Genomic DNA, 21,981 nt, shown 5'->3' on the forward strand with positions numbered 1-21,981 from the left:
GGGACACCGCTGAAATGGACAACCTCGCCGCCATGGGTTTGCCTGCCCGGTCATCCCGGGAACCACACCTCGGCCGGACAGGCCCCAGGTTGTTGTCCGCAGGCGCCCGCGGCTGTCCCGGACAGGCGGCCACGGCTGCCCAGACGCCGTACCTCATGGGGGTTCCCGTGCCCTTCGGGCAGTTCATCGTCAAGGTGCACGGCCGGTGCAATCTCGCCTGCCGCTACTGCTATCTGTACGAGGGCCCCGACCGGACCTGGCGCGACCGTCCCGCCGCAGCCGCGCCCGAGGTCCTGGACCGCGCCGCCACCCGGATCGCCGAGCACGCGGACGCGCACGCGCTGAGCGAACTCGCCCTCGTGCTGCACGGCGGTGAGCCGCTGCTCGCGGGCGCGGGACGGCTGGCCGCCTTCGCCGGTCTCGTACGCGAACGGGCGGGCCGGGAGCGTACGGTCCACGCGACCGTACAGACCAACGCCACGCTGCTCACCGAGCGCCGGATCGCCACGCTCGCCCGGCACTCCATACGCGTCGGTGTCAGCCTGGACGGCGGCCGGCCCGCGCACAACACACTCCGCACCGACCACGCGGGCCGCCCGTCCTGGCCCGCCGCCGTGCGCGGTACGCGGCTGCTCGCGGCGCACCATCCCGAGGCGTACGCGGGCATCCTCACCGTGGTCGATCCACGGACCGAGCCGGTCGAGATGTACGAATCGCTGCTGGAACTGGGCCCGCCCGCGCTCGATCTGCTGCTGCCGCACGGCAACTGGACCGTGCCGCCGCCCGGTCTGCCCGCCATGGACCCGCGCCGCCACGGCCCTGGCGTCAACCGCCCGACTCCGTACGGCGACTGGCTGAGCGCGGTCTTCGACCGCTGGTGGTCGGCGGGCCGCCGGGAGACCAGGATCCGGCTCTTCGAGGAGTGTCTCGCCCTGCTGCTGGGACTGCCCGGCGCCACCGAGTCCCTCGGGCTCGATCCCGTCAACGCCGTCGTGGTCGAGACCGACGGCGCCATCGAGCAGGTCGACTCGCTCAAGTCCGCCTACGACACGGCCGCCGCCACCGGACTCGACATCTTCCGCCACTCCTTCGACGAGGCCCTGAGCCATCCCGGAGTCGCCGCCCGGCAGTCGGGTGCGGCGGCGCTCGCGGCCGGCTGCCGGAGCTGTCCGCTGCTCACCGTCTGCGGCGGCGGCAACTACGCGCATCGCTACCGCGCGGGAGACGGCTTCAGCCATCCCTCCGTGTACTGCGCCGATCTGGAGCGGCTGATCCGCCATGTGGCGGCCAGGCTCACCGAAGCGACGGCGACGACGGCACCGGCACCGGCATCGAAGGCACCAGCATCGGCGGCAACGGCCGTGGCGCACGCGGGAGGTCCTCGGTGAGCCTCGCCGTTCCGGAGACCGTACTGCGTGAACTCGGCCGTACCGAAGGCGGATCCGAGGCCCTCGGACTGCTCGTACGCGACCAGCACACCCGCCGTCTGGTCCTGCTGCGCGCCCTGCTCGACGCCGCCGAGGCCGCACCGCCCGCCCTCTGTCCGCCCGAGGCGCTCGACCGGCTGCGCCAGGACTGGGCGCTGCTGGAGGCCGCCGAGCGCGCCGACCGGGCCGCCGTACGGGCCGTGCTGCTCTATCCACTCGCGGGCCCCTGGGCGCAGAGCTGTCTGCGCGGCCTCACCGCCACCGGTCTCACCGCCACCGGCCGCGTGCCCGCGCCCGAACTCCGCGCCGATCTCGATCACTTCAGCGCGCTCGCCGCCGCCGCCGCGATCCGCGCCCGGCTGCCCTTCACCGCCCGGCTGACCGCCCACGACGGGCTGCTCGCGCTGCCGACGCTCGGCGCGCTGCGCACCGAGCCGGGCCCGCCCGCGCCGGTCGACGCCGAGCTGGCGGAAGAGCGCCTGACGCTCTGTCAGAAAGGCGCCGCGCCCGTCACCGTACGGATCACGGCCGAGGGCGCGCGCGCCGACGATCCGCGCTGGCTGCCCGTGCTCACGCTGCCCGCCGTACGGCCCGGAGCCGCGCCCGTACCGCTGGACGACCTCGATCCGTACCGCACGGCGGGCAGCGGCCTGGAGCGCCACGGTCTGTCCGCCGTCACCAGCCTCGGCGACGACGACCGTACGACCTGGGCCCGGTCCTGGGCCGGAGTGGAGCCACTGCTCCGGATCGGCGGACCGCACCGTCCCGCCGAGGCGGCGGCCCTGCTGCACTGTGTGGTCCCGCTCGCGCCGCCGCCCGGCGCCGCGCCCACCGGCGAGGGAGCGGCACACACCAGCGGCACCCGGCGCGAGGCGTTCGGCGCGGTTCTCAGCAGCCGCCCGGCCACCGCCGCCTTCTTCGCGTCCATGCTGGTCCATGAGCTCCAGCACACCAAACTCGCCGCGCTCGCCGCCCTCGTCCCGCTGCACCACGAGGACGCGACGCCACGGCACTTCGCTCCCTGGCGCTCCGACGCCCGGCCCTTCGACGGACTGCTCCAGGGCGCGTACTCGCACCTCGCGCTCGCCGACTACTGGCAGCGCTTCGCGCTCGGCGCCGAGCGGCTCTCCCACCGCGATCTGGCCTGGGCCGAGCACGCCCGCTGCCGCGAACAGGTCGGCGCGGTCCTGCCGGCGCTGGCCGGATCCGGAGCGCTGACACCGGAGGGCCGCGTACTCGTCAACGAGATGATCTCGGTCTACCACCGGCTGGCGGACACTCCTCCGCCGCCCGGCCATCTCACCCGGGCGGTGGCATATGTACGTACCGCGCGGATGATCTGGCGCCAAAGGAACGGAACGTGAAGCGGCGCGCACGAGGATGGAATCAGGGCGCTCCGGGGTATGTTAAAAGGGCGTATGACGATGCAGGGAGACGGCCGAATGCCCGCAGTGCGTAAGCCAGTTGGAGCAACCGGGCCGCAGGCTGTCACTATCAGTTTCGCGGGTTTCAACCGGCCCTGGGCGGCCTGGATCGGGGACCGTCTGGAGCGGCGCGGAATCCCGGTCGTCTATCAGCGATGGGACCCGCCTACGGAGACATCGCTGGAGTCGTCGCTGCGCGATCTGCTGCTCGCACCCGGTCCCGTCCTGGTGATCCTCAGCGACTGGTACTTCCAGCTCGGCCCGCGCACTCACGACGAGTGGAACAGGGCGCTGCGTGAGGTCGTGGCTCCCGAGTCCGACCGGTTCGCCGCCGTCACCATCACCACCTCCGCGCTGCCCGGCGCCACCGCCGTCTTCGCCGCCGCCGATCTGACGACGCTCGGCGAGGAGGAGGCCGAGAGGCGCATCCTGGCCCGTCTCGGCCTGCCCGCCGATCCGCGCCCGGAGCCGGTGGACACCCGGCGCGGCCCGCGCTACCCGGCCGACACGCCCGACGTATGGGGCGGAGTGCCGCGCCGCAATACGCGCTTCACGGGCCGCGAGGGCCTGCTCAACGACGCCTATCACGCGCTCCAGGCGGCCGGCAGCGGCGCCGGAGTGGTCACCCTGCACGGGATGTCGGGCGTGGGCAAGACACAGCTCGCGGCGGAGTATGTGTACCGCTTCGGCGCGGAGTACGACGTGGTGTGGTGGGTCTCCGCCGACAAGCGCGTCACCTGCCGGCAGAAACTCGCCGAACTCGCCCCGGCGCTCGGTCTGTCCACCGGTGTGGAGTACGGCGAGCGGCTGCGCGCCGCGCGTGACGCGCTGCGCCGCGGCGAACCGTACAGCCGGTGGCTGCTCGTCCTGGACGGCGCCGACGAGCCCGACCAGATCTGGGACCTGGTGCCGACCGGTCCCGGACATGTGCTGATCACGGCGCGCAATCCGGAGTGGGGCGAGCACAACAGCGCGCTGATGGAGGTCCCGGTCTACGAGCGCGAGGAGTCGGTGGCGTTCGTACGCCGCCGCGCGCCCAGGCTGAGCCACACGGAGGCGGACCAGCTCGCGGAGGCGCTCGAAGACCTGCCGCTGCTGCTCGACCAGACGGCCGGCTGGCTCAACGACTCGGACATGTCGGTGGACGAGTACATCGAGCTGCTGGAGGACGGCATCGACCAGGACGTCGTCAGAGTCTCCGCCGACTTCCCGCTCGCCTTCCAGACCGGCTGGTCGATACTGCTCAACAAGCTCCGTGAGACGGTTCCCGAATCGGTCGACCTGCTCCGGCTCTGCACCTTCTTCGCGCCCGGCGCCATCCCCGTACGGCTGGTACGGGACCTGCCGCCGGACACGCTCCCGGAGAAGCTCCGCGGGCTGATCGACGATCCGGTGCGCTGGGCACGGGCGATCGGCAAGCTGCGGCAGTACGCCGTGGTGCGCGCCGCCGGAGTCGGCGAGCGCGAGGTCCATGACTCGGTGAACGGCGAGGGCCTCACCGGTGTGGCGGGCGACACGCTCTACATGCACCGGATGGTCCATCAGATCGTCCACCAGGACATGCCCTCGCAGGACCACAAGGAGTTCATCGAGGTCGTACGGCGGGCGCTGGTGCAGGCCGATCCTGGCCGGCCGACCGACACCCGGCTCTGGCCCCGGTATGCGGAGATCACTCCGCACCTCAAGTGGGCCGATGTACTCCAGAGCACCGATCCGGCGATGCACACGCTGATCCTCAACTGCCTGCGCTACATGTACCTTTCGGGCGAGTACCGGGCCGGTATCAACCTCGGCCGGCGCGCGCTGGACACCTGGCGGGTGCTCCTCGGCGAGACCCATCCGAGGATCTGGGACCTCAGCTACCACTACGGCAATGTGATGCGCGCCGTCGGCGACTACGCCGGTACGGAGGCCATCGAACGGGCCGCCGTCGAGCATCTGCGCGAGGAGAAGGGCCCGAAGGATCCGGAGCATCTGCGGGCCGCGGGCGGGCTCGCCGCGGATCTGCGCGGCCTCGGCCGGTACCAGGAGGCATTCGAGATCTCCGGCTGGGTCCTGGTCTCGTTCCGCGAACTCCTCGGCGAGCAGGACTCCCGTACGCTCAACGCCCAGAACAACCTGGCCGTCTCGCACCGGCTGCTCGGCCGCTACAAGGAGTCGCTGGATCTCAACCGGCGCACGCTGGAGGCCCGTCGGCAGCTGCTGCGGCCACGGCACGCCTGGACGCTCTTCTCCGAGATCAACTACGCCACGGATCTGCGGCTGCTCGGCCGCTACAGCGAGGCCGAGTCGCTCCAGTCGCAGAGCGTGCGCGTGCACCGCATCGTGCTCGGCCGGGACAATCCGCAGACGCTGCGCGCCGAGCACAATCTCGCGCTGTGCCTCTACCGTGCGGGCGAACGCGTCAAGGCCGGTGCCCTGTTCACCCAGGTCCTGGAGAGCTGTGAGCGCGTGCTGGGCGAACAGGACCCGCTGACCATGATGTTCGCGGCCAGCCAGAGCTGCTTCGCCCGTGAGCACGGCGACATCGACCAGGCCCTGGCCATAAGCGGCAATGTCGTCGACGGCTATGTGGCGATGCTCGGCGAGGACCATCCGTTTGTCGCGGGCACCCGCGCCAACCACGCCCTGATCCTGCGCAATGTCGGGGAGCGGGACCAGGCCCATGTGCTCATCGAGGACGCCCTCGTGGACATGACACGGGCCGTGGGCGAGAACCACCCGTGGACACTGGGCTGCGCCATCAACGCCTCCGCGCTGCGCAACATCGTGCGCGATCTGGAGGGCGCCGCCGCGCTGACCGGCGACACCATCGCCCGGGCCACCGAGGTCCTCGGCCGTAGCCATCCGCTGACGCTCTCCGCCCGTATCGCGCACGCGGCGGATCTGCGGGCTCTGGGCGACGCGCAGCGCGCCGAGAAGGCCGAGGGAGAGGCGCTGGACGATCTGGCCGGGACGCTCGGCGCCCAGCATGTGCACACCGTCGCGGCCCGCTCCCGTACCCGGCCCTACTGGGACTTCGAACCGCCGACCACCTGACCGGTTCGGGCCCGGACGCGTCCCGCCCGTGGCATGGGCGGGCGGGCCGCGTCCTGGGCGCCGGGCCCGGGCCGGGCGTGTGGCGGGGCCCGTGGTGGGCGGGTTCGGGAAAAGCGCTGAAACACCGTCAGCGGTCCTGTAGAACAGTGGCCCTTGAGCGGTGGAGGGGGAGACGCATGACGGTCATCGTGGGTCCTGCGGCACCGGGGGAGGACGGGCCGATTCCCGTCGTGGTGGACATGCGCGGGCCGGGATACGCGGCGGGCCCGGCCGGAGGTCCGGCCGCCGCGTACGACGCCGTGTACGAGGACGAGGACACCCGGGACGGCGCGGCCCAGCGGGTCTTACGGGTGGCCAGGGACTCGTACGGCGAAGGTCTCGATCTGGCGCGGCGCTGTGCCTCGCAGGCCATGCGCAGGCTCGGCGACCTGGGCGAGGGACTCCGCCCGGACGAGGTCGAGTTACAGGTGTCGATCACGCTGGACGCGGGCATGGCGGCGGTCGTGAAGGCCGGTGCCGAGGCCCAGCTCCAGATCACCTTCCGCTGGCAGCCGGGGGCCGCGCCGGCTGCCGTCGCGGGGGCCGCGCCGACGGGCGAACAGGCCTCGGGTGCCGCGGCGGGAGCGACTCCGTGACCGAGGAGACCACCGACGGCGAGGGCGGCTCCGGACCTGTGACGGCCGCTGCCGTACCGGAACCGTCCGCGCCGGAACCAGCCGTACCGGAAGCCGCCGCGCCGGAACCGGCCTCACCGGAAGCAGCCTCACCGGAACCAGCCGCGCCGGAACTGGCCGCGCCGGAACTGGCCGTACCCGAACCAACCGCGCCGGAACCGGTACCCGCGGCTGCGTCCGCGCCCGCGCCCGTACCGGCCATCCCGATCCTTCCGTACAGCCGCGTTGTCGGGCAGGACGATCTCAAGCTGGCGCTGGAGCTGAACTTCATCGCGCCGCGCATCGGCGGAGTGCTGATCACCGGCCAGCGCGGCACCGCCAAGTCCACGGTCGTACGGGCCTTCGCACTGATGTCCCGTGGCGAGCTGCCCGTCACCCTGCCGATCAACGCGACCGACGACCGGGTGCTCGGCGGCTGGGAGCTGGACGCGCTGATGCGCGGCGAGGCCAGAGAACAGTCCGGGCTGCTCGAAGAGGCCCATGAGAAAGGGCTGTTGTACGTCGACGAGGTCAATCTCCTGGACGACCATCTCGTCAACATCATCCTGGACGTGGTCTCCACCGGAGTGCTCTCCGTCCAGCGCGAGGGCATCGCCGCGGCCAGGCATCTCTCCTTCGGGCTCGTCGGCACCATGAATCCGGAGGAGGGCGGGCTGCGCCCGCAGCTTCTCGACCGCTTCGGGCTCATGGTGACCGCCGCCGAGCTGGACACCGAGGCACGCCATCGCATGATCATGACGGTGCTGACCTTCGAGGAGGAGCTGGCCAAGGCGGAGTCCGTCTGGCGGGCCGACGCCGGGACGGAGGGCGCCACGCTGAGGAGCGCGCTGCTGGCCGCCAGGGCCGCGCTGCCCGAGGTCGAGGTGGCGGAAGAGATCGGCAGGCTGTGTGCCGAGGCCGCCGGCCGGGTCTCCGCCGTGGGCCACCGCGGTGAACTCGTCACCGTGCAGGCCGCCCGCGCCCTGGCCGCCAAGGAGGGTGCCGCACGGGTCGAGTCCGGACATGTCCGCCGCGTACTGCCGTTCGCCCTGCGCCATCGGCGGCCCGAGTCCATGCATGGCGGCACCTTCGAGTGGGGGCCCGACGACGACGCGCGCGTCGAGGACCTGTTCGGCTGACCGCCCATGCCCGCGATACCCGAGATACCCGAGATACCCGAGAATCCACCGGCTGCGGCGCTGTCCCTGGCTGCGGCTGCGGCTGTGGTCCCGGGCTCCGGCGAGCTCGCGCGGCGGCTGCTGACCGCCCTGGTCTGTGCCGCCGTCGAGCCCGGACTGCCCGGTGTGCTGCTGTTCGATCTGCCGCCCGAGCTGACAACTCCCGTCACCGAGGTGTTCGCCCGGCTGGTCGGCGGGGCCGCCGGAACGCCCGAGGACGCCGACGAGGGCGCCCGGGCCGTGTCCCTCACCACTCTCGGCGCGGCCACCAGGGACGAGGACCTGTGGATACGGCCACGGCTCGCGCGCGGCCCGGACGGCATCAGCTTCACGCTCGTACCCGGACCGCTCACCGAGTCGCCCCCAGGGCCCTCCCTGGTCGTCGTGCCCGATCTCGCCCGGCTCAGTGTGTCCGGCATGCGGGCCGTGGTGCAGCTCCTCGGCGCCGATGTCGCCACCGTCGAGCACTCCGGCCTTCGGCACCGCTGGCAGCCGCGCGCCCGCTGGCTGGCCGTCTGCCGCGCCGAGGACACCGAACGCGTCTCGCCGCATCTCCTCGACCGCTTCCCGGTCCGCCTCTCCGTCGCCGGACTCCGTACGCTCCCGGGCCCCGGCACGCTCCCGGGCGCCGACTCCACCGGCGACAATTTCACCGGTCCTCTCGGCCCGCTCCCGGACGCCTGGCGGGCCGCTCTGGGCCCGCAGGCGCACCGGCCGCCTCCGGCGCTCGCCGAGGACCTCGCGCCGCGCGTACTGGAGCTGCTCGGCCCCGACACCGGTCATCGGCGGGCCCTCGCACTGGCCCGGATCGCCCGTGCGCTGGCCCGGCTCGACGGTGCCACCGAGGTGACGGCCGCCCGGGCCGACGAGGCCGCGCGGCTGATCGGACTGCCCTCGGCGCCGCTCCCGTCCGGTGCCTCCGCGCCCGCGCCCGGATCCGGCCTCGTACCGCCCGAGCCGCCGCGTCCCGGCGACCGGCCCCGCCGCGCACCGCGCCGTACGGACCGTGGTCCCGACGGGCAGCGCCGGATTCCCGCGGGCCGGCCCGTACTCGCGCCGGAGCCCGCGGAGAGCATCGGGCCCGGCCCCGCGCCGGAGGCCGGAGCGCCCGCCACCGCGGCCACTCCGTATCCGGAGGACGAGGCCGCGCCCTCCGCCGAGTCGGCCTCCCTGCGCACGCCCTGGCCCCGCGCCTCGGGACCGGCCTCCGCGCGAGGACCTGTCATCGGCGTACGGCGCTCCCACGATCTGCGCGATCTCGCCTTCGTCCGTACGGCGATGGAGGCCGCCAAGTACCAGGCGGTACGCGGGAATCCGGAGCGGCTGGCGATCGCGCCCGGCGATCTGCGCGGCTACGCGCGCGCTCCCGAGCCGGAGCGGCTGCTCGCCCTGGTCCTCGATCACACCTGCCGAGGCGACTGGCGCTGGCGGGAGGCGCTCGAACCGTTCCTCCAGTGGGCCTATGTCGGCCGGGCGTCCGCGCATGTGGTGGAGATCGGCGGCCGGGACGCGGTGAGCGAGTTACGGGCCGAGTCGTTCGCCGCCCGCAGCGTCCTCGATCCGCGTATCACCGCCGCGCTGGTCCGGCCGCCCGGCCGCGCCACTCCGCTCGCCCATGGCCTCGACCAGGCGGCACAGGCCCTGCGCCGCGCCTTCCAGCACCATCGGGCCGGTCTGGTGGAGGCCTGGCTCGTCGTGGTCACCGACGGCCGCGGCAATGTGCCGCTGGACGCGAGCCGCCGTGGCCGGCCGGCGGACGGTCCGGTCGGCCGCGGCGGTGTGGAGGACGCCCTCGCCGTGGCCGCCCGGATCGGCGGTATGGACCGTACCCGGCTGCACAGCATCGTCGTCGATCCGCTGTGCCGGCCGTACGCCGAGCTGCCTCATCTCCTCGCGGACGCCCTCGGCGGCAGTGTGATCGAGGGACGGATCACCACCGAGGCGGTGAGCGACGATGGGTGGTGAGCCGCGCCGGCTCGCCCGCCGGCTCTTCGGTACGGCGGGCGCGCGGCTGCCCGGGCAGGCGCAGCGGCCACGCCGTACGCCCGTACCCGCGCACGCCGAGCCGGGCGAGCCCGAGGCCCTGGGCGCGGCGCCGGTGGATCCCGGCGCCCGTCTCCCGCACGGGATGGCGGTGATCAGAGTCGTACGGGGACGCCATCCGAGCGGCCGGGAAGCGTTCGGATTCAGCGCGCGCTGCGAGGGCCTCGCGCCGCTCCCGTACATCTCGGGCGCCACCCAGCTGCGCCCGCCCGCGATCGGCCTCGGCAACGCCCGCGCGGGCGGCGAGGCGCCGTCCGAACTCCTGCGCGCCATCCGCCGCTGGTCGGCCAATCAGCGGCGGCTCGCCGACTGGATCAACCGGGCCCGCGCCGAGCACGGTGCCGGACTGCACCTGCTGATCTGGGACGACACCGGTTACGAACTTCCCTGGGAGACGCTCTGGCTGCCCGCGGAGCCCGAACACGGCCTGGCGGGCGGGCTGCTGGGCGCGCTGGTCGTCATGTCCCGCTGGACGACGATCCATGAGCTGGCCCACGATCTGCCGCACACTCCCGGCGCCTGCGCCGGCCGGGTGCTCGGCTACTTCCACCGGGAGATGCTGCACGACATCGCCGCCTTCCGGCCCTACGCCCACCAGCCTCATTTGAAGATGAGCTCCTTCCTCGACGCCCTGGACGAGCATCCGGGCGAACCGACCGGACTCGTCTACATGGCCGCCCACGGCACCTACGACGAGCGGCTCAGCGCGCTCTCGCTCGCCGAGGTGACCTGGGCGGAGCTGGACGAGCGGACGATGGCCGTACTCCACGAGGACCAGGCACTGGTCTGTCTCAACGCCTGTCACTCCGGACGGTTCGTGGACAACGGCGCGGGCGGTGAGGACGCGCTGCGCGGCTTCGCCGAACTCTTCCTCCGCAAGGGCGCGGGCGGTGCCATCGTCACCGCGGGCAAGGTCGGCGACACCGAGGCCCGTGATCTGATCGGGCGGCTGGTACGGGAGGTGACGGCGGAGCCCGAGCGGCCCGTCAGCCACTCGCTGCGCGCCTTCAGGGCCCGTGCGCTGGACGACTTCGGCCCTCTGTCGGACATCCCGCGTATCCAGCATGATGACGGGAAACTCGACACGGACGGCCAGAAACGGGTCCTGCGGCTGCTGTACAGCTTCATGTTCCAGTACTACGGGCATCCGCTCACCACACTCCTGCTCACCGGCCGGCAGGGCGACGAAGGACCGGGAAGGGGCGGACCGTGACCAGCGCGGAGCAGCCTCTGCTGATCGAGCCCGTCGTGAGCCGGCCGCGCGAGGCGGAGGCCGGGCGTACGTATCTGGTCACGGTCGATCTGCGGGGCCCGCTCGGGGCGGGTGAGGGGCCGGGCGGCGGGCCGGACGGCGAGTCCGACGGCGTCGGCATCGGCTTCGACTGGCCGTACCAGGACGAGGAGTTCACGTTCACCGTCGAGCTCGACGGCTCTCCGCACTTCGTCTGCGAGGTGCTGGACGATCCCAGCGTCGTACTGCACCGCTTCGGCGGGACCTACGGACCGGCGCGCTTCGTCGTGACGGCGGGCCGGCCGGCGGGCCCGGCCTCGCTGTGGCTGACGATCAGCAACCAGTGGGGCATGCCCGTACGCAAGGCCGAACTGCGCTGCCGGATCAGGGAGTCGGGTGCCGGCGAGGGCGCGGGCGCGGAGATCGTGGGATACGTACCGGAGGCGCCCGGGGAAGCACCTGCTGAGGACCCAGCTGAGGATCCCGCCGCCTCCTTACCGGAAGCCCTGCCCGAAGCCGTACCGGAAGCTCCGCCACGGCCCAGGCCCGGCAGGCTGCGCGCCCTCCTGGACCGGGCACTCCGCAATCCCGCCGAGTCCCGTCGTGAGGCGCCACGGAGTGAGGCGCCACTGAGTGAGGCTCCATCGAGTCCCTCGCCCGAATCCGAGGCCGAGCCGGAGCCCGCGCCTGAGCCCGTGCCCGCGCCCGCGCGTTCCGGAAGCCACTCCGACCAGGAACTCCTGATCGTCTTCGCGGGCTTCAACCGGCCCTGGGCGAGCTGGATCGGCGACCGGCTGGAGCGACGTGGTCTGCGCGTCGCCTATCAGCGGTGGAATCCGCCTCCCAGGACCTCGCTGGAGGAGTCCCTGCGGGATCTGACGCTGGCACCGGGCCGGATCCTGCTCGTTCTCAGCGACTGGTTCTTCCAACTGGGCCCGAGCGGCCACGACGAGTGGAACAGGGCGCTGCGCGAGGTGACCGCCGCCCACTCCGGGCGCTTCGCGGCCGTCTCTGTCACGGGCTCCGTACTGCCCACGGCCGTCTCGGTCCTCGCCCCGGTGGATCTGCGCCATCTGGGAGCCACGGAGGCCGAAAACCGGCTGCTCGCCCGGCTCGGCATGTCCATGGACGCACTGCCGGACCAGGCGGCAGGGCCCGGCTCGCGCTATCCGGCCGACACTCCCGAGGTATGGGGCGGAGTGCCGCGCCGCAACGTCCGGTTCACCGGCCGGGAAGAGCTGCTGGGCCGGACGCACCGGCTGCTGGCGGACGCGCGCGAATCGGCAGCCCAGGTGGCCCTGGTCGGCATGTCCGGCGTGGGCAAGACACAGCTCGCCGCGGAGTATGTCTACCGCTTCAGCTCCGACTACGACCTGGTGTGGTGGGTCTCCGCCGACCGCCGCTCCATCCTCCGGCAGCAACTCGCCGACCTGGCGCCCGCGCTGGGGCTGCGGACAGGCGCCGAATACGGTGAGCGGCTGCGCGCGGTACGGGACGCGCTGCGGCGCGGCGATCCGTACGCACGCTGGCTGCTGGTCCTCGACGGAGCCGACGACATCGAGGCGGTCGCCGATCTGGTGCCGACCGGGACGGGGCATGTACTGATCACCTCCCGGAACCCGAACTGGGCCGAACACGGCAGCACCGTGGCCGAGGTGCCGGTCTACGGCCGGGACGAGTCGGTCGACTTCGTACGCCGCCGCGCGCCGCGGCTGACACACGCCGAGGCCGATCAGCTCGCGGAGTCGCTGGAGGACCTGCCGCTGCTGCTCGACCAGACGGCGGGCTGGCTCAACGAGTCCAGCATGTCGATCGACGAGTACACCGAACTGCTGCGCGGCGGCCGGGGACAGGAGGTCCTGAAGGTCTCGGCCGACTTCCCGATGGCCTTCCAGACCGTCTGGGCGATCCTGCTCAACACGCTCAGGGAGACCGTCCCCGAGTCCGTCGACCTGCTGCGGCTGTGCACGTTCTTCACGCCCGGTGTCATTCCCGTACGGCTGATACGGGACTTGCCGCCGGACGCGCTCCCGGAGCGGCTCCGCCCGCTGGTCGAGGACTCCGGGACATGGGCGCGGGCGGTCGGCAAGCTGCGCGAGTACGCGGTGGTGCGCGCCGTGGGCGACGACGAGCGCGATGTCCCGGATCAGGCGAGCGCCGCGGGACTCTCCGGCACGACGGGCGGTGACACGCTCTATCTGCACCGGATGGTCCATCAGGTCGTCCACCAGGACATGCCCGCGGAGGACCACCGGGAGTTCATCGAGGTGGCGCGGCGGGCGCTCGCGACGGCGGATCCCGGCAGACCGGCCGATCCGCGGCTCTGGTCCCGGTATGCGGAGATCACGCCGCATCTCAAGTGGGCCGATGTACTCAAGAGCACCGATCCCTCGATCCACACCCTGGTCCTCAACTGCCTGCGTTACATGTACCTTTCGGGCGAGTACGGAGCCGGTATCCGGCTGGCCGAGCGGGCCATGGCCGGCTGGCGGGAACTGCTCGGCACGACCCATCCACGGATCTGGGACCTCAGCCATCACTACGGCAATCTGCTGCGCGCGATCGGTGACTACCGCGGCAGCGAGGCCGTCGACCGTGCGGCCAGTGAACACCTGCGCGCCGAGCACGGTGCCGGGAACCTGGAGTATCTGCGCGCGGCCGGCGGTCTCGCCGCCGATCTGCGCGGTCTCGGCCGCTACCACGACGCCCTTGAACTCTCCCGCACCACGGTCGGACTCTTCGCCTCACTCGTCGGGGAGGAGGACTCCCGTACCCTCAACGCGCAGAACAACCTGGGTGTGTCGCTGCGGCTGCTCGGCCGGTACGAGGAGGCGCTGGAGGTCGACCGGCGCACTCTCGCCCTTCGGACCAGACGGCTTCGGCCACGGCACGCCTGGACGCTCTTCTCCGAGATCAACTACGCCATCGATCTACGGCTGCTGGGCCGCTACCGCGAGGCCGAGTCCGCGCAGGAGCGCAGTGCCCGTATGCACCGGCAGGTGCTCGGCGCCGACAATCCGCAGACGCTGCGCGCCGAGCACAATCTGGCGCTCTGCCGGTACCACGCGGGCGACCGGGCCGGCGCCCGGCCACTGTTCGGCGAGGTGCTGGCGCGCTGTGAGCGGGTGCTCGGCGAGGACGATCCGCTCACGACGATGATCGCGACGAGCCGCGCCTGGGTGGAGCGCGAGACGGGAGACCTGGACGCGGCGCTCACCAGACACAACGAGGTGGAGCGCCGGTACACCGCGATGCTCGGCCCGGCCCATCCGTTCACCGTGGGCGTCCGGGGCAACCGAGGGCTGACACTCCTCGCTCTCGGCGAACGGGACGCGGGGCGCGAGGAGATCGAGCGTACGTACGCCGGGATGTGCGAGGCGGTCGGAGCGGACCATCCCTGGGCCATCGGCTGCGCGCTCAACACCGCCGCCGCCCGTTCCCGGACCGGTGACGAGGAGAGCGCGGCGGCGCTGAGCCGCGAGACCGTGGGCCGGGCGCTCCGCGGGCGGGGCGGAGAACATCCGCTGACTCTCCTCTGCCTGCTGGGGCTCGCGGACGATCTGCGGGCGCTGCGGCGGATCGAGGAGGCCGGGAGGGCGGAGGAGGAGGCGCTGAACAGACTGGCGGCCACGCTGGGACCGCAGCACCCGGTGACGGTCGAGGCACGGCAACGGGCCAGGCCGCACTGGGACTTCGAGCCGCTGCTCATCTGAAGCGCTGCCTACCCCGGAGACCCGGAAAGGCTGAATACGACGGATACGCGGAAGGCCCGGCCCCGCGAAGTCCGCGGAACCGGGCCGAGCCGCACGTACGAGCGTCAGGCGTCGAAGACCTCGCTCGCGAGCTGCTGCTGCTCCGCCTGGTGCCGCTTGGCCGAGCCGACCGCCGGCGACGAGGAGTGCGGGCGCGAGATACGCCGCAGCCGCTCGCCGTGCGGCACATCGGCGCCGACCGCCAGGTCCAGATGGTCGATCAGGTTGAGCGCGATGAACGGCCAGGCGCCCTGGTTCGCCGGCTCCTCCTGCGCCCACAGATACTTCGCGGCATTCGGGAACTTGGCGATCTCCGCCTGGAGTTCCGCGCCCGGCAGCGGGTACAGCCGCTCAAGACGCAGGATCGCGGTGTCCGTGATGCCGCGCTTCTGCCGCTCGGCGTCCAGGTCGTAGTAGACCTTGCCGGCGCAGAAGACGACCTTGCGCACCGCGTTCGGGTCCACGCTCGTGTCACCGATCACCGGACGGAAGCCGCCGTCGGTGAACTCCTCCGCCTTGGAGGCCGCGGCCTTCAGACGCAGCATCGACTTCGGCGTGAAGACGACGAGCGGCTTGTGGTGCGGGTTGTGGACCTGCCAGCGCAGCAGATGGAAGTAGTTCGACGGCAGCGTCGGCATGGCGACCGTCATGTTGTTCTGCGCGCACATCTGGAGGAAGCGCTCCGGGCGCGCGGACGAGTGGTCCGGGCCCTGGCCCTCGTAGCCGTGCGGCAGCAGCAGCGTGACGCCGGAGGTCTGGCCCCACTTCTGCTCGGCCGAGGAGATGAACTCGTCCACGACCGTCTGCGCGCCGTTGACGAAGTCACCGAACTGGGCCTCCCACATCACCAGCGCGTCCGGCCTGGCGAGGGAGTAGCCGTACTCGAAGCCCATCGCCGCGTACTCGCTGAGCAGCGAGTCGTAGACGTTGTAACGGGCCTGCTCGCCGGTGAGGTACTGGAGCGGCGTGTAGTCCTCGCCGGTCTCCTGGTCGACCAGGACCGCGTGGCGCTGGCCGAACGTACCGCGGCGGGTGTCCTGGCCGGAGAGCCGGACCGGAGTGCCCTCCATCAGCAGCGAGCCGATGGCGAGCGTCTCGCCCATGCCCCAGTCGATCGTGCCGTCGTCCACCGAGGACGCGCGGCGCTGGAGCTGCGGCAGCAGCCGGGGATGGACGGTGACCGTGTCCGGGATGTTGACCTGCGACTCGGCGATCCGCTTGACTACCTCGCCCGAGACACCGGTGACGACGGAAACCGGGAACTCGGCCTGGGCGTCGGGCACCTGGGCCGGCGCGGGCTGCGAGGTGGCCTCGCGGACCTCCGCGAAGACCTTCTCCAGCTGGCCCTGGAAGTCCTGGAGCGCCTGCTCCGCCTCTTCCAGCGTGATGTCGCCGCGGCCGATCAGCGACTCGGTGTAGAGCTTGCGCACCGAGCGCTTCTTGTCGATCAGCCGGACCATCTGCGGATTGGTGAACTGCGGGTTGTCGCCCTCGTTGTGACCGCGGCGGCGGTAGCAGATGAGGTCGATCACCACGTCCTTGTTGAACGTCTGGCGGAACTCGAAGGCGAGCCGCGCGACACGGACCACGGCCTCCGGGTCGTCGCCGTTCACATGGATGATCGGTGCCTCGATCATGCGGGCGACATCGGTCGCGTACATGGAGGAGCGGGAGGACTCCGGCGAGGCGGTGAAGCCGACCTGGTTGTTGATCACGATATGCACCGTGCCGCCGGTGCGGTAGCCGCGGAGCTGCGACATGTTGAGCGTCTCGGCGACGACGCCCTGGCCGGCGAAGGCCGCGTCGCCGTGGAGCGCGAGCGGCAGCACCGTGAAGTCCGTGCCGCCCTTGTTGATGATGTCCTGCTTGGCGCGGACGACGCCCTCCAGGACCGGGTCGACCGCCTCCAGATGCGACGGGTTGGCGGTCAGCGAGACCTTGATCTGCTCGCCGTCCAGACCGGTGAAGGTGCCCTCGGCGCCCAGGTGGTACTTCACATCGCCGGAGCCGTGCATCGACTTCGGGTCGAGGTTGCCCTCGAACTCGCGGAAGATCTGCGCGTACGACTTGCCCACGATGTTCGCGAGGACGTTCAGCCGGCCGCGGTGGGCCATACCGATGACGACCTCGTCCAGCCGCGACTCGGCGGCGGCGTCCAGAACGGCGTCGAGCAGCGGGATGACGGACTCGCCGCCCTCCAGCGAGAACCGCTTCTGGCCGACGTACTTGGTTTGGAGGAACGTCTCGAACGCCTCGGCCGCGTTGAGCCGGCGCAGGATGCGCAGCTGCTCCTCGCGCTCCGGCTTGGCGTGCGGGCGCTCCACCCGGTCCTGGATCCACTTGCGCTGCTTCGGGTCCTGGATGTGCATGAACTCGATGCCGGTGGTGCGGCAGTACGAGTCGCGCAGCACGCCCAGGATGTCGCGCAGCTTCATCATCGACTTGCCGGCGAAGCCGCCGACCGCGAACTCCCGCTCCAGGTCCCACAGCGTGAGCCCGTGCTCGGTGATGTCCAGGTCGGGGTGCTTGCGCTGGAGGTAGTCCAGCGGATCGGTGTCGGCCATGACATGGCCGCGCACCCGGTAGGAGTGGATCAGCTCGAAGACGCGCGCGGGCTTGGTGACGTCCTCGTCGTGCGAGGCGTCGATGTCCTTGAGCCAGCGGACCGGCTCGTACGGGATGCGCAGCGCCTGGAAGATCTCGTCGTAGAAGTCGTTCTCGCCGAGGAGGAGCTGGCTGACGATCCGCAGGAACTCGCCGGAGGCGGCGCCCTGGATGACACGGTGGTCATAGGTCGAGGTCAGCGTCATGACCTTGGAGATGCCCAGCTTGTTCAGGGTGTCCTGCGAAGTGCCCTGGAACTCGGCCGGGTAGTCCATCGAGCCGACGCCCATGATGACCGACTGACCGGGCATCAGACGCGGTACGGAGTGGACCGTACCGAGGCCGCCCGGGTTGGTCAGCGAGACGGTGACGCCGGTGAAGTCGTCCATCGTCAGCTTGTTGGCGCGGGCGCGGCGGACGATGTCCTCGTACGCCTGCCAGAACTCGAAGAAGTTGAGCGTCTCGGCCTTCTTGATGCCGGCGACGACGAGCTGGCGGTCGCCGTTCGGCTTCACCAGGTCGATGGCCAGACCGAAGTTGACGTGCTCGGGCTTGACCAGCGTCGGCTTGCCGTCGCGCTCCGCGTAGGAGTGGTTCATCGACGGCATCGCCTTGAGCGCCTGCACCATCGCGTACCCGATGAGGTGCGTGAAGGAGATCTTGCCGCCGCGTGCGCGCTTGAGGTGGTTGTTGATGACGATGCGGTTGTCGAAGAGCAGCTTCACCGGGACGGCGCGCACGGAGGTGGCCGTGGGCAGCTCCAGCGAGGCGTTCATGTTCTTCACGACGGCGGCCGACGGGCCGCGCAGCGTCACATACTCCGGGCCCTCGGCCGCCGTGGCGGGCTTCGCCGGGGCCGGAGCGGCCTTGGCGGCCGGGGCGGCGGCCGGAGCCGCGGGAGCGGCGGTCGCGGGCCGTGCGGGCGCGGCGGGAGCCGCTGCCGGGGCCGCCCGTACGGGAGCGGGAGCCGGAGCCGACGCCACGGGTGCGGCCGGCGGCTGGACGGCGACGGCCGGTGCGGCGGGAGCCGGAGTGGCCGGTGCCGGGGTGGCGGGCTTCGCCGGAGCCGCGGGCGCGGCCTGGGCCGGGGCGGCCGGGGTCGTGGTCACCGCAGCCCCCGCGACCGCGGTCACGCCGTTCTGTGTGGGTTCGCCCGCCGTGCCGGGAGTGCCCGGCTTGTAGTCGGCGAAGAAGTCCCACCAGGCACGGTCGACCGAATTCGGGTCCTGGAGGTACTGCTGGTAGATCTCGTCGACGAGCCACTCATTGGCTCCGAAGGCAGCGGCAGGGTTCTTGCCCTGCCCGTCTTCGTCGGTCGAGATGCTCGCGTTACTGGGGGACTGAGACGACACGGCGTGAACCGCCCTCTTCCGCTTCACAAGGTGATGGACAGCGGGAATCAAGGCTACGCCTACCAGGCCTTCAGTTGCAGACCGGGCGTGCCATCGTCGTGCAAGTCACATCCGACGGCGGGTTTCGGTGGCTGAAATGGCGGGAAACTAGCGAGGTTCTGCGGCGTGCGGGCATACGACGAGCGGGTAACGGCCGGGCCACACCTTGATGGCCGGCCTCCACCGCGCTCTCGCGGTACACGTCCCGGCGTGGATCTCCGGGATCGTACGGAGGGATCGTATGGAGAACGTGCCGGATCGTGCGGAGAACGTGCCTCAACAGTTCGAAGCCTACGTCAACCGTGCGCTCGGGTTGTTCCTGGAAGAGTGACGCGTATCAGACATCCGCGAGCCGATTCGGCCACTCCGATCCGGCCGCCGTGCAGATCCACCGCCCAGCGCGCGATCGCCAGTCCCAGACCCGTACCGCCGTCGCTGCCCGGACCGTGCGGCGACGGCGCGGTGCCGCGGTTGAAGCGCTCGAAGACCCGGTACCGCTCCTGCTCCGGGATACCGGGACCTTCGTCCTGGACCTCCAGTTCGAGCGACTCGGGCGCCGCGCCGCGCCGCGCGCGTACGGTGACCCGGCCGTGCGGCGGGCTGTGTTTGACGGCGTTGTCGATGAGGTTGGCGACGACCTGGTGCAGCCGCTCCGCGTCCGCGTGCGCGGTCAGTTCGGGCGGCGAGACATCCAGATGCAGATGGACGTCCGTACGGGAGTGGTTGCCGGAGCCGGAACTCGTCGCGCGCTGCGAGGCCGCCAGATTGGCCTCCTTGAGCACTCCGGAGAGATACGGCCACACCTCGAAGCGCTGGGCCCTCAGCGGTACGACGCCGTTGTCCAGCCGGGACAGATCGAGCAGTGTCTCCGTCAGCCGGCCGAGCCGCTCCGTCTGGCGCAGGGCCGTCAGCATCGTCTCGGGATCGGCGGCGGAGACTCCGTCCACGACGTTCTCCAGCACGGCCCGCAGCGCGGCGATCGGTGTGCGCAGCTCGTGCGAGACATTGGCGATCAGCTCCCTGCGGTGCCGGTCCTCCGCCTCCAGATCGTCGGCCATGCGGTTGATCGTGGAGGCGAGGTCGCCCAGCTCGTCCCGGCGGTCGGCGCCGCTGACGCGGCGGGTGTAGTCGCCGTGCGAGATGCCCTTGGCGACGGTGTTCATCTCGTCGAGCGGTGCGGTCAGACCGTGGGCCACGAACTGGGTGATCAGCAGGGTGGCGATCATCGAGAAGACGGTGATGAAGCGCAGCTCGGTCTCGGTGCGCAGGGCCACCATCAGCAGACCGGTGGTGATGAAGACGGAGACGACGACCAGGGTGCCGAGCTTGGCCTTGATGGAGAACGGCCGCAGGCCCGTGGTCTCCGTACCGCCGCCGTGCGCGTCTGTGTCGTGTGTGCCGTGTGTGTCCGCTGTGTCCGCACCGGAGCCCGACCGGCCCATGGCGCGGCTCGTGGCGCGGCTCATGGCGCGGGAGTCTCCAGCGCGTATCCGACGCCGTGCACCGTGCGGATCCGCTCGGCGCCGATCTTCCGGCGCAGCGCCTTGATATGGCTGTCGACCGTACGGGTGCCGGACGCGTCCGCCCAGTCCCACACCTCGGCGAGCAGCTGCTCCCGGGAGAGCACCGCGCGCGGAGTGTTCGCCAGGCACACCAGCAGATCGAACTCGGTGGGCGTCAGATGCACATCCTCGCCGCGCACCCGCACCCGGCGCTGCGCGTGGTCGATCTCCAGCTCGCCCAGCCGCAGGATGCCGCTGCGCGGAGTCACCGCGGCGAGCGCCGCGCGCTCCACCCGGCGCAGCAGCACATGCACCCGGGCCGCCAGCTCCCGCATGGAGAACGGCTTGGTCATGTAGTCGTCGGCGCCGACGCCGAGGCCGACCAGCATGTCGGTCTCGTCGTCGCGGGCCGTCAGCATCAGCACCGGCACCGGGCGCTGCGACTGGACCCGGCGGCAGACCTCCAGGCCGTCGAAGCCGGGCAGCATCACATCGAGGACCATCACGTCCGGCTGCCAGGCCTCGGCCGCGTCGACGGCCGCCGGGCCGTCCACCGCCGTCTGCACCAGAAATCCCTCGGCCCTCAGCCGTGCGGCGATGGCGTCGACGATCGTCGCATCGTCCTCGACGACCAGGACCCGGCGCTGGGCGCCGGGCGTCGCCGCGACTCCGTTGTGGCTGGTGTGTGTCTGCTCCATCGCCCCGCCCCTGGTACGCGTTCCGCGATCCTTGTTCCGGCGATCCACGTTCCCGATGCGGATGTGGATCGATGTGTGTGTGGTGCAGCGTAGAGGCAGCGGCGGCATTCCGGCTACGCAGTGCGAACAGCGAGATGGACCACGTCGGGTACGCCTCGGGCAACCCGGATCTCTTCCTCCCGTACCCCGGTGAAACCGGCATTCCGCAACGCTTCGCCGAAGGCGGGCGACGGCCGCGCCGACCATACGGCGAGCACACCGCCGGGTTTCAGCCGCGCGCGGCAGGCGGCCAGACCGTCCGCCGAGTAGAGATTCCCGTTGCCCTCGGTCACCGTCCAGTCCGGTCCGTTGTCGATGTCCAGACAGAGCGCGTCGTAACGCTCCGTGGCGGTGTGTACGTACTCCACCAGATCGGCGCGGCGGATCTCGGTCCGCGGATCGGCGAGCGCGGCGGCCGAGATCCGGCCGAGCGGGCCCTCGCGATGCCAGTCGATGACGGCCTGCTCACGCTCGACGACCACGATCCGGCCCCAGCGGGCATCGGCGGCGGCGTGCGCGAGGGAGAAGCCCACACCGAGCCCGCCGACGAGGACGGACGGCTTCGGCGCGGGCGGTTCCGGTTCGGATTCCGGTTCCGGTTGCGGTTCCGGTTGCGGTTGCGGTTCCGGTTGCGGTGCGGAACGCGCCGCGAGCAGCGTGTCCAGCGCCGCGTCGATCAGCAGACGCTCGGAGCGGCCGTCCGAGGTGTCCATCAGGAAGCATCCGTTGGCGATGATTTCCAGCCGTTCGCCGCGCTGTCGCAGCACGATCTCGCCGTACGGTCCGTCGCGGCGGTCGAGGGTGACGGGAGCGGAGTCCGGGCCGGGGAGCGGGACAGGGACCGCCGAGGTGGGGACCGCAGGGGGTACGGAAGTGGCGGGTACGGGCATGCGGACCTCTCCGTCGGTGTCCGTCGGTGGAACACATCGCCAACATCCTGGTGCGGAGGGAGCGGGAGGGACAAATCCTTTGTCGCCCGCGTGCGGGTTCCGCGTTCTCC

At 71.5% G+C, this 21,981-nt stretch carries 12 protein-coding genes; 8 read left to right on the forward strand and 4 right to left on the reverse strand.

The annotated features are described in order from the left end of the window. Positions 1 to 155 precede the first annotated feature (155 nt). The 8 genes from ACFV6H_RS00630 to fxsT (ACFV6H_RS00665) all read left to right on the forward strand — a co-directional run bounded on the left by ACFV6H_RS00630 (position 156) and on the right by fxsT (ACFV6H_RS00665) (position 14,708). Positions 156 to 1,388 (forward strand): FxsB family cyclophane-forming radical SAM/SPASM peptide maturase, encoded by a 1,233-nt coding sequence (locus ACFV6H_RS00630; RefSeq protein ID WP_385536820.1) that lies wholly within the window; start codon positions 156 to 158, stop codon positions 1,386 to 1,388. Continuing rightward, positions 1,385 to 2,791, forward strand: a complete 1,407-nt coding sequence (locus ACFV6H_RS00635) for an aKG-HExxH-type peptide beta-hydroxylase (protein ID WP_385536823.1) — start codon at positions 1,385 to 1,387, stop codon at positions 2,789 to 2,791. The genes ACFV6H_RS00630 and ACFV6H_RS00635 overlap by 4 nt, the downstream gene beginning before the upstream one ends. Positions 2,792 to 2,869: 78 nt before the next feature. Further along, positions 2,870 to 5,890 (forward strand): FxSxx-COOH system tetratricopeptide repeat protein, encoded by a 3,021-nt coding sequence (fxsT, locus tag ACFV6H_RS00640; RefSeq protein ID WP_385536827.1) that lies wholly within the window; start codon positions 2,870 to 2,872, stop codon positions 5,888 to 5,890. A gap of 176 nt (positions 5,891 to 6,066) precedes the next feature. Further along, a complete protein-coding gene (locus ACFV6H_RS00645) occupies positions 6,067 to 6,525 on the forward strand; it encodes a CU044_2847 family protein (protein ID WP_385536830.1) in 459 nt (152 codons plus the stop codon). After that, complete coding sequence (locus ACFV6H_RS00650) at positions 6,522 to 7,682, forward strand: AAA family ATPase (RefSeq protein ID WP_385536835.1); 1,161 nt, start codon at positions 6,522 to 6,524, stop codon at positions 7,680 to 7,682. The genes ACFV6H_RS00645 and ACFV6H_RS00650 overlap by 4 nt, the downstream gene beginning before the upstream one ends. A gap of 6 nt (positions 7,683 to 7,688) precedes the next feature. After that, entirely contained in the window at positions 7,689 to 9,686 is a 1,998-nt protein-coding gene (locus ACFV6H_RS00655) for a hypothetical protein (RefSeq protein ID WP_385536838.1), read from the forward strand. Next, the gene (locus ACFV6H_RS00660) at positions 9,676 to 10,977 is read left to right on the forward strand and encodes a CHAT domain-containing protein (RefSeq protein WP_385536841.1); all 1,302 of its coding nucleotides are present in this window, start codon (positions 9,676 to 9,678) and stop codon (positions 10,975 to 10,977) included. The genes ACFV6H_RS00655 and ACFV6H_RS00660 overlap by 11 nt, the downstream gene beginning before the upstream one ends. 239 nt (positions 10,978 to 11,216) lie before the next feature. Next, a complete protein-coding gene (fxsT, locus tag ACFV6H_RS00665; protein ID WP_385537883.1) occupies positions 11,217 to 14,708 on the forward strand; it encodes an FxSxx-COOH system tetratricopeptide repeat protein in 3,492 nt (1,163 codons plus the stop codon). Positions 14,709 to 14,812: 104 nt separating this feature from the next. Here fxsT (ACFV6H_RS00665) and ACFV6H_RS00670 read toward each other — a convergent pair whose 3' ends face one another. The 4 genes from ACFV6H_RS00670 to ACFV6H_RS00685 form a co-directional block, all read right to left on the reverse strand. Continuing rightward, a complete protein-coding gene (locus ACFV6H_RS00670; protein WP_385536844.1) occupies positions 14,813 to 18,703 on the reverse strand; it encodes a multifunctional oxoglutarate decarboxylase/oxoglutarate dehydrogenase thiamine pyrophosphate-binding subunit/dihydrolipoyllysine-residue succinyltransferase subunit in 3,891 nt (1,296 codons plus the stop codon). 335 nt (positions 18,704 to 19,038) lie between these two features. Beyond that, the gene (locus ACFV6H_RS00675) at positions 19,039 to 20,094 is read right to left on the reverse strand and encodes an ATP-binding protein (protein WP_384784301.1); all 1,056 of its coding nucleotides are present in this window, start codon (positions 20,092 to 20,094) and stop codon (positions 19,039 to 19,041) included. A 110-nt stretch (positions 20,095 to 20,204) separates the two neighbouring features. Continuing rightward, positions 20,205 to 20,942 carry a response regulator transcription factor gene (locus tag ACFV6H_RS00680; RefSeq protein WP_066948181.1) on the reverse strand — a complete coding sequence of 246 codons (738 nt, stop codon included), beginning with the start codon at positions 20,940 to 20,942 and terminating at the stop codon, positions 20,205 to 20,207. A 113-nt stretch (positions 20,943 to 21,055) separates the two neighbouring features. Continuing rightward, positions 21,056 to 21,871 (reverse strand): spermidine synthase, encoded by an 816-nt coding sequence (locus ACFV6H_RS00685; protein ID WP_385536848.1) that lies wholly within the window; start codon positions 21,869 to 21,871, stop codon positions 21,056 to 21,058. Positions 21,872 to 21,981: the final 110 nt, after the last annotated feature.

It is taken from the genome of Streptomyces sp. NPDC059743, assembly GCF_042732975.1.
Classification (GTDB): Bacteria; Actinomycetota; Actinomycetes; order Streptomycetales; family Streptomycetaceae; genus Streptomyces.

Excerpts from the sequence above, each read along its gene's own strand:
- ACFV6H_RS00660 (WP_385536841.1), top strand. The coding sequence starts at position 9,676 with ATGGGTGGTGAGCCGCGCCGGCTCGCCCGCCGGCTCTTCGGTACGGCG.
- fxsT (WP_385536827.1), top strand. The coding sequence starts at position 2,870 with ATGCCCGCAGTGCGTAAGCCAGTTGGAGCAACCGGGCCGCAGGCTGTC.
- ACFV6H_RS00645 (WP_385536830.1), top strand. The coding sequence starts at position 6,067 with ATGACGGTCATCGTGGGTCCTGCGGCACCGGGGGAGGACGGGCCGATT.
- ACFV6H_RS00655 (WP_385536838.1), top strand. The coding sequence starts at position 7,689 with ATGCCCGCGATACCCGAGATACCCGAGATACCCGAGAATCCACCGGCT.
- ACFV6H_RS00680 (WP_066948181.1), bottom strand. The coding sequence starts at position 20,942 with ATGGAGCAGACACACACCAGCCACAACGGAGTCGCGGCGACGCCCGGC.
- ACFV6H_RS00630 (WP_385536820.1), top strand. The coding sequence starts at position 156 with ATGGGGGTTCCCGTGCCCTTCGGGCAGTTCATCGTCAAGGTGCACGGC.
- ACFV6H_RS00685 (WP_385536848.1), bottom strand. The coding sequence starts at position 21,871 with ATGCCCGTACCCGCCACTTCCGTACCCCCTGCGGTCCCCACCTCGGCG.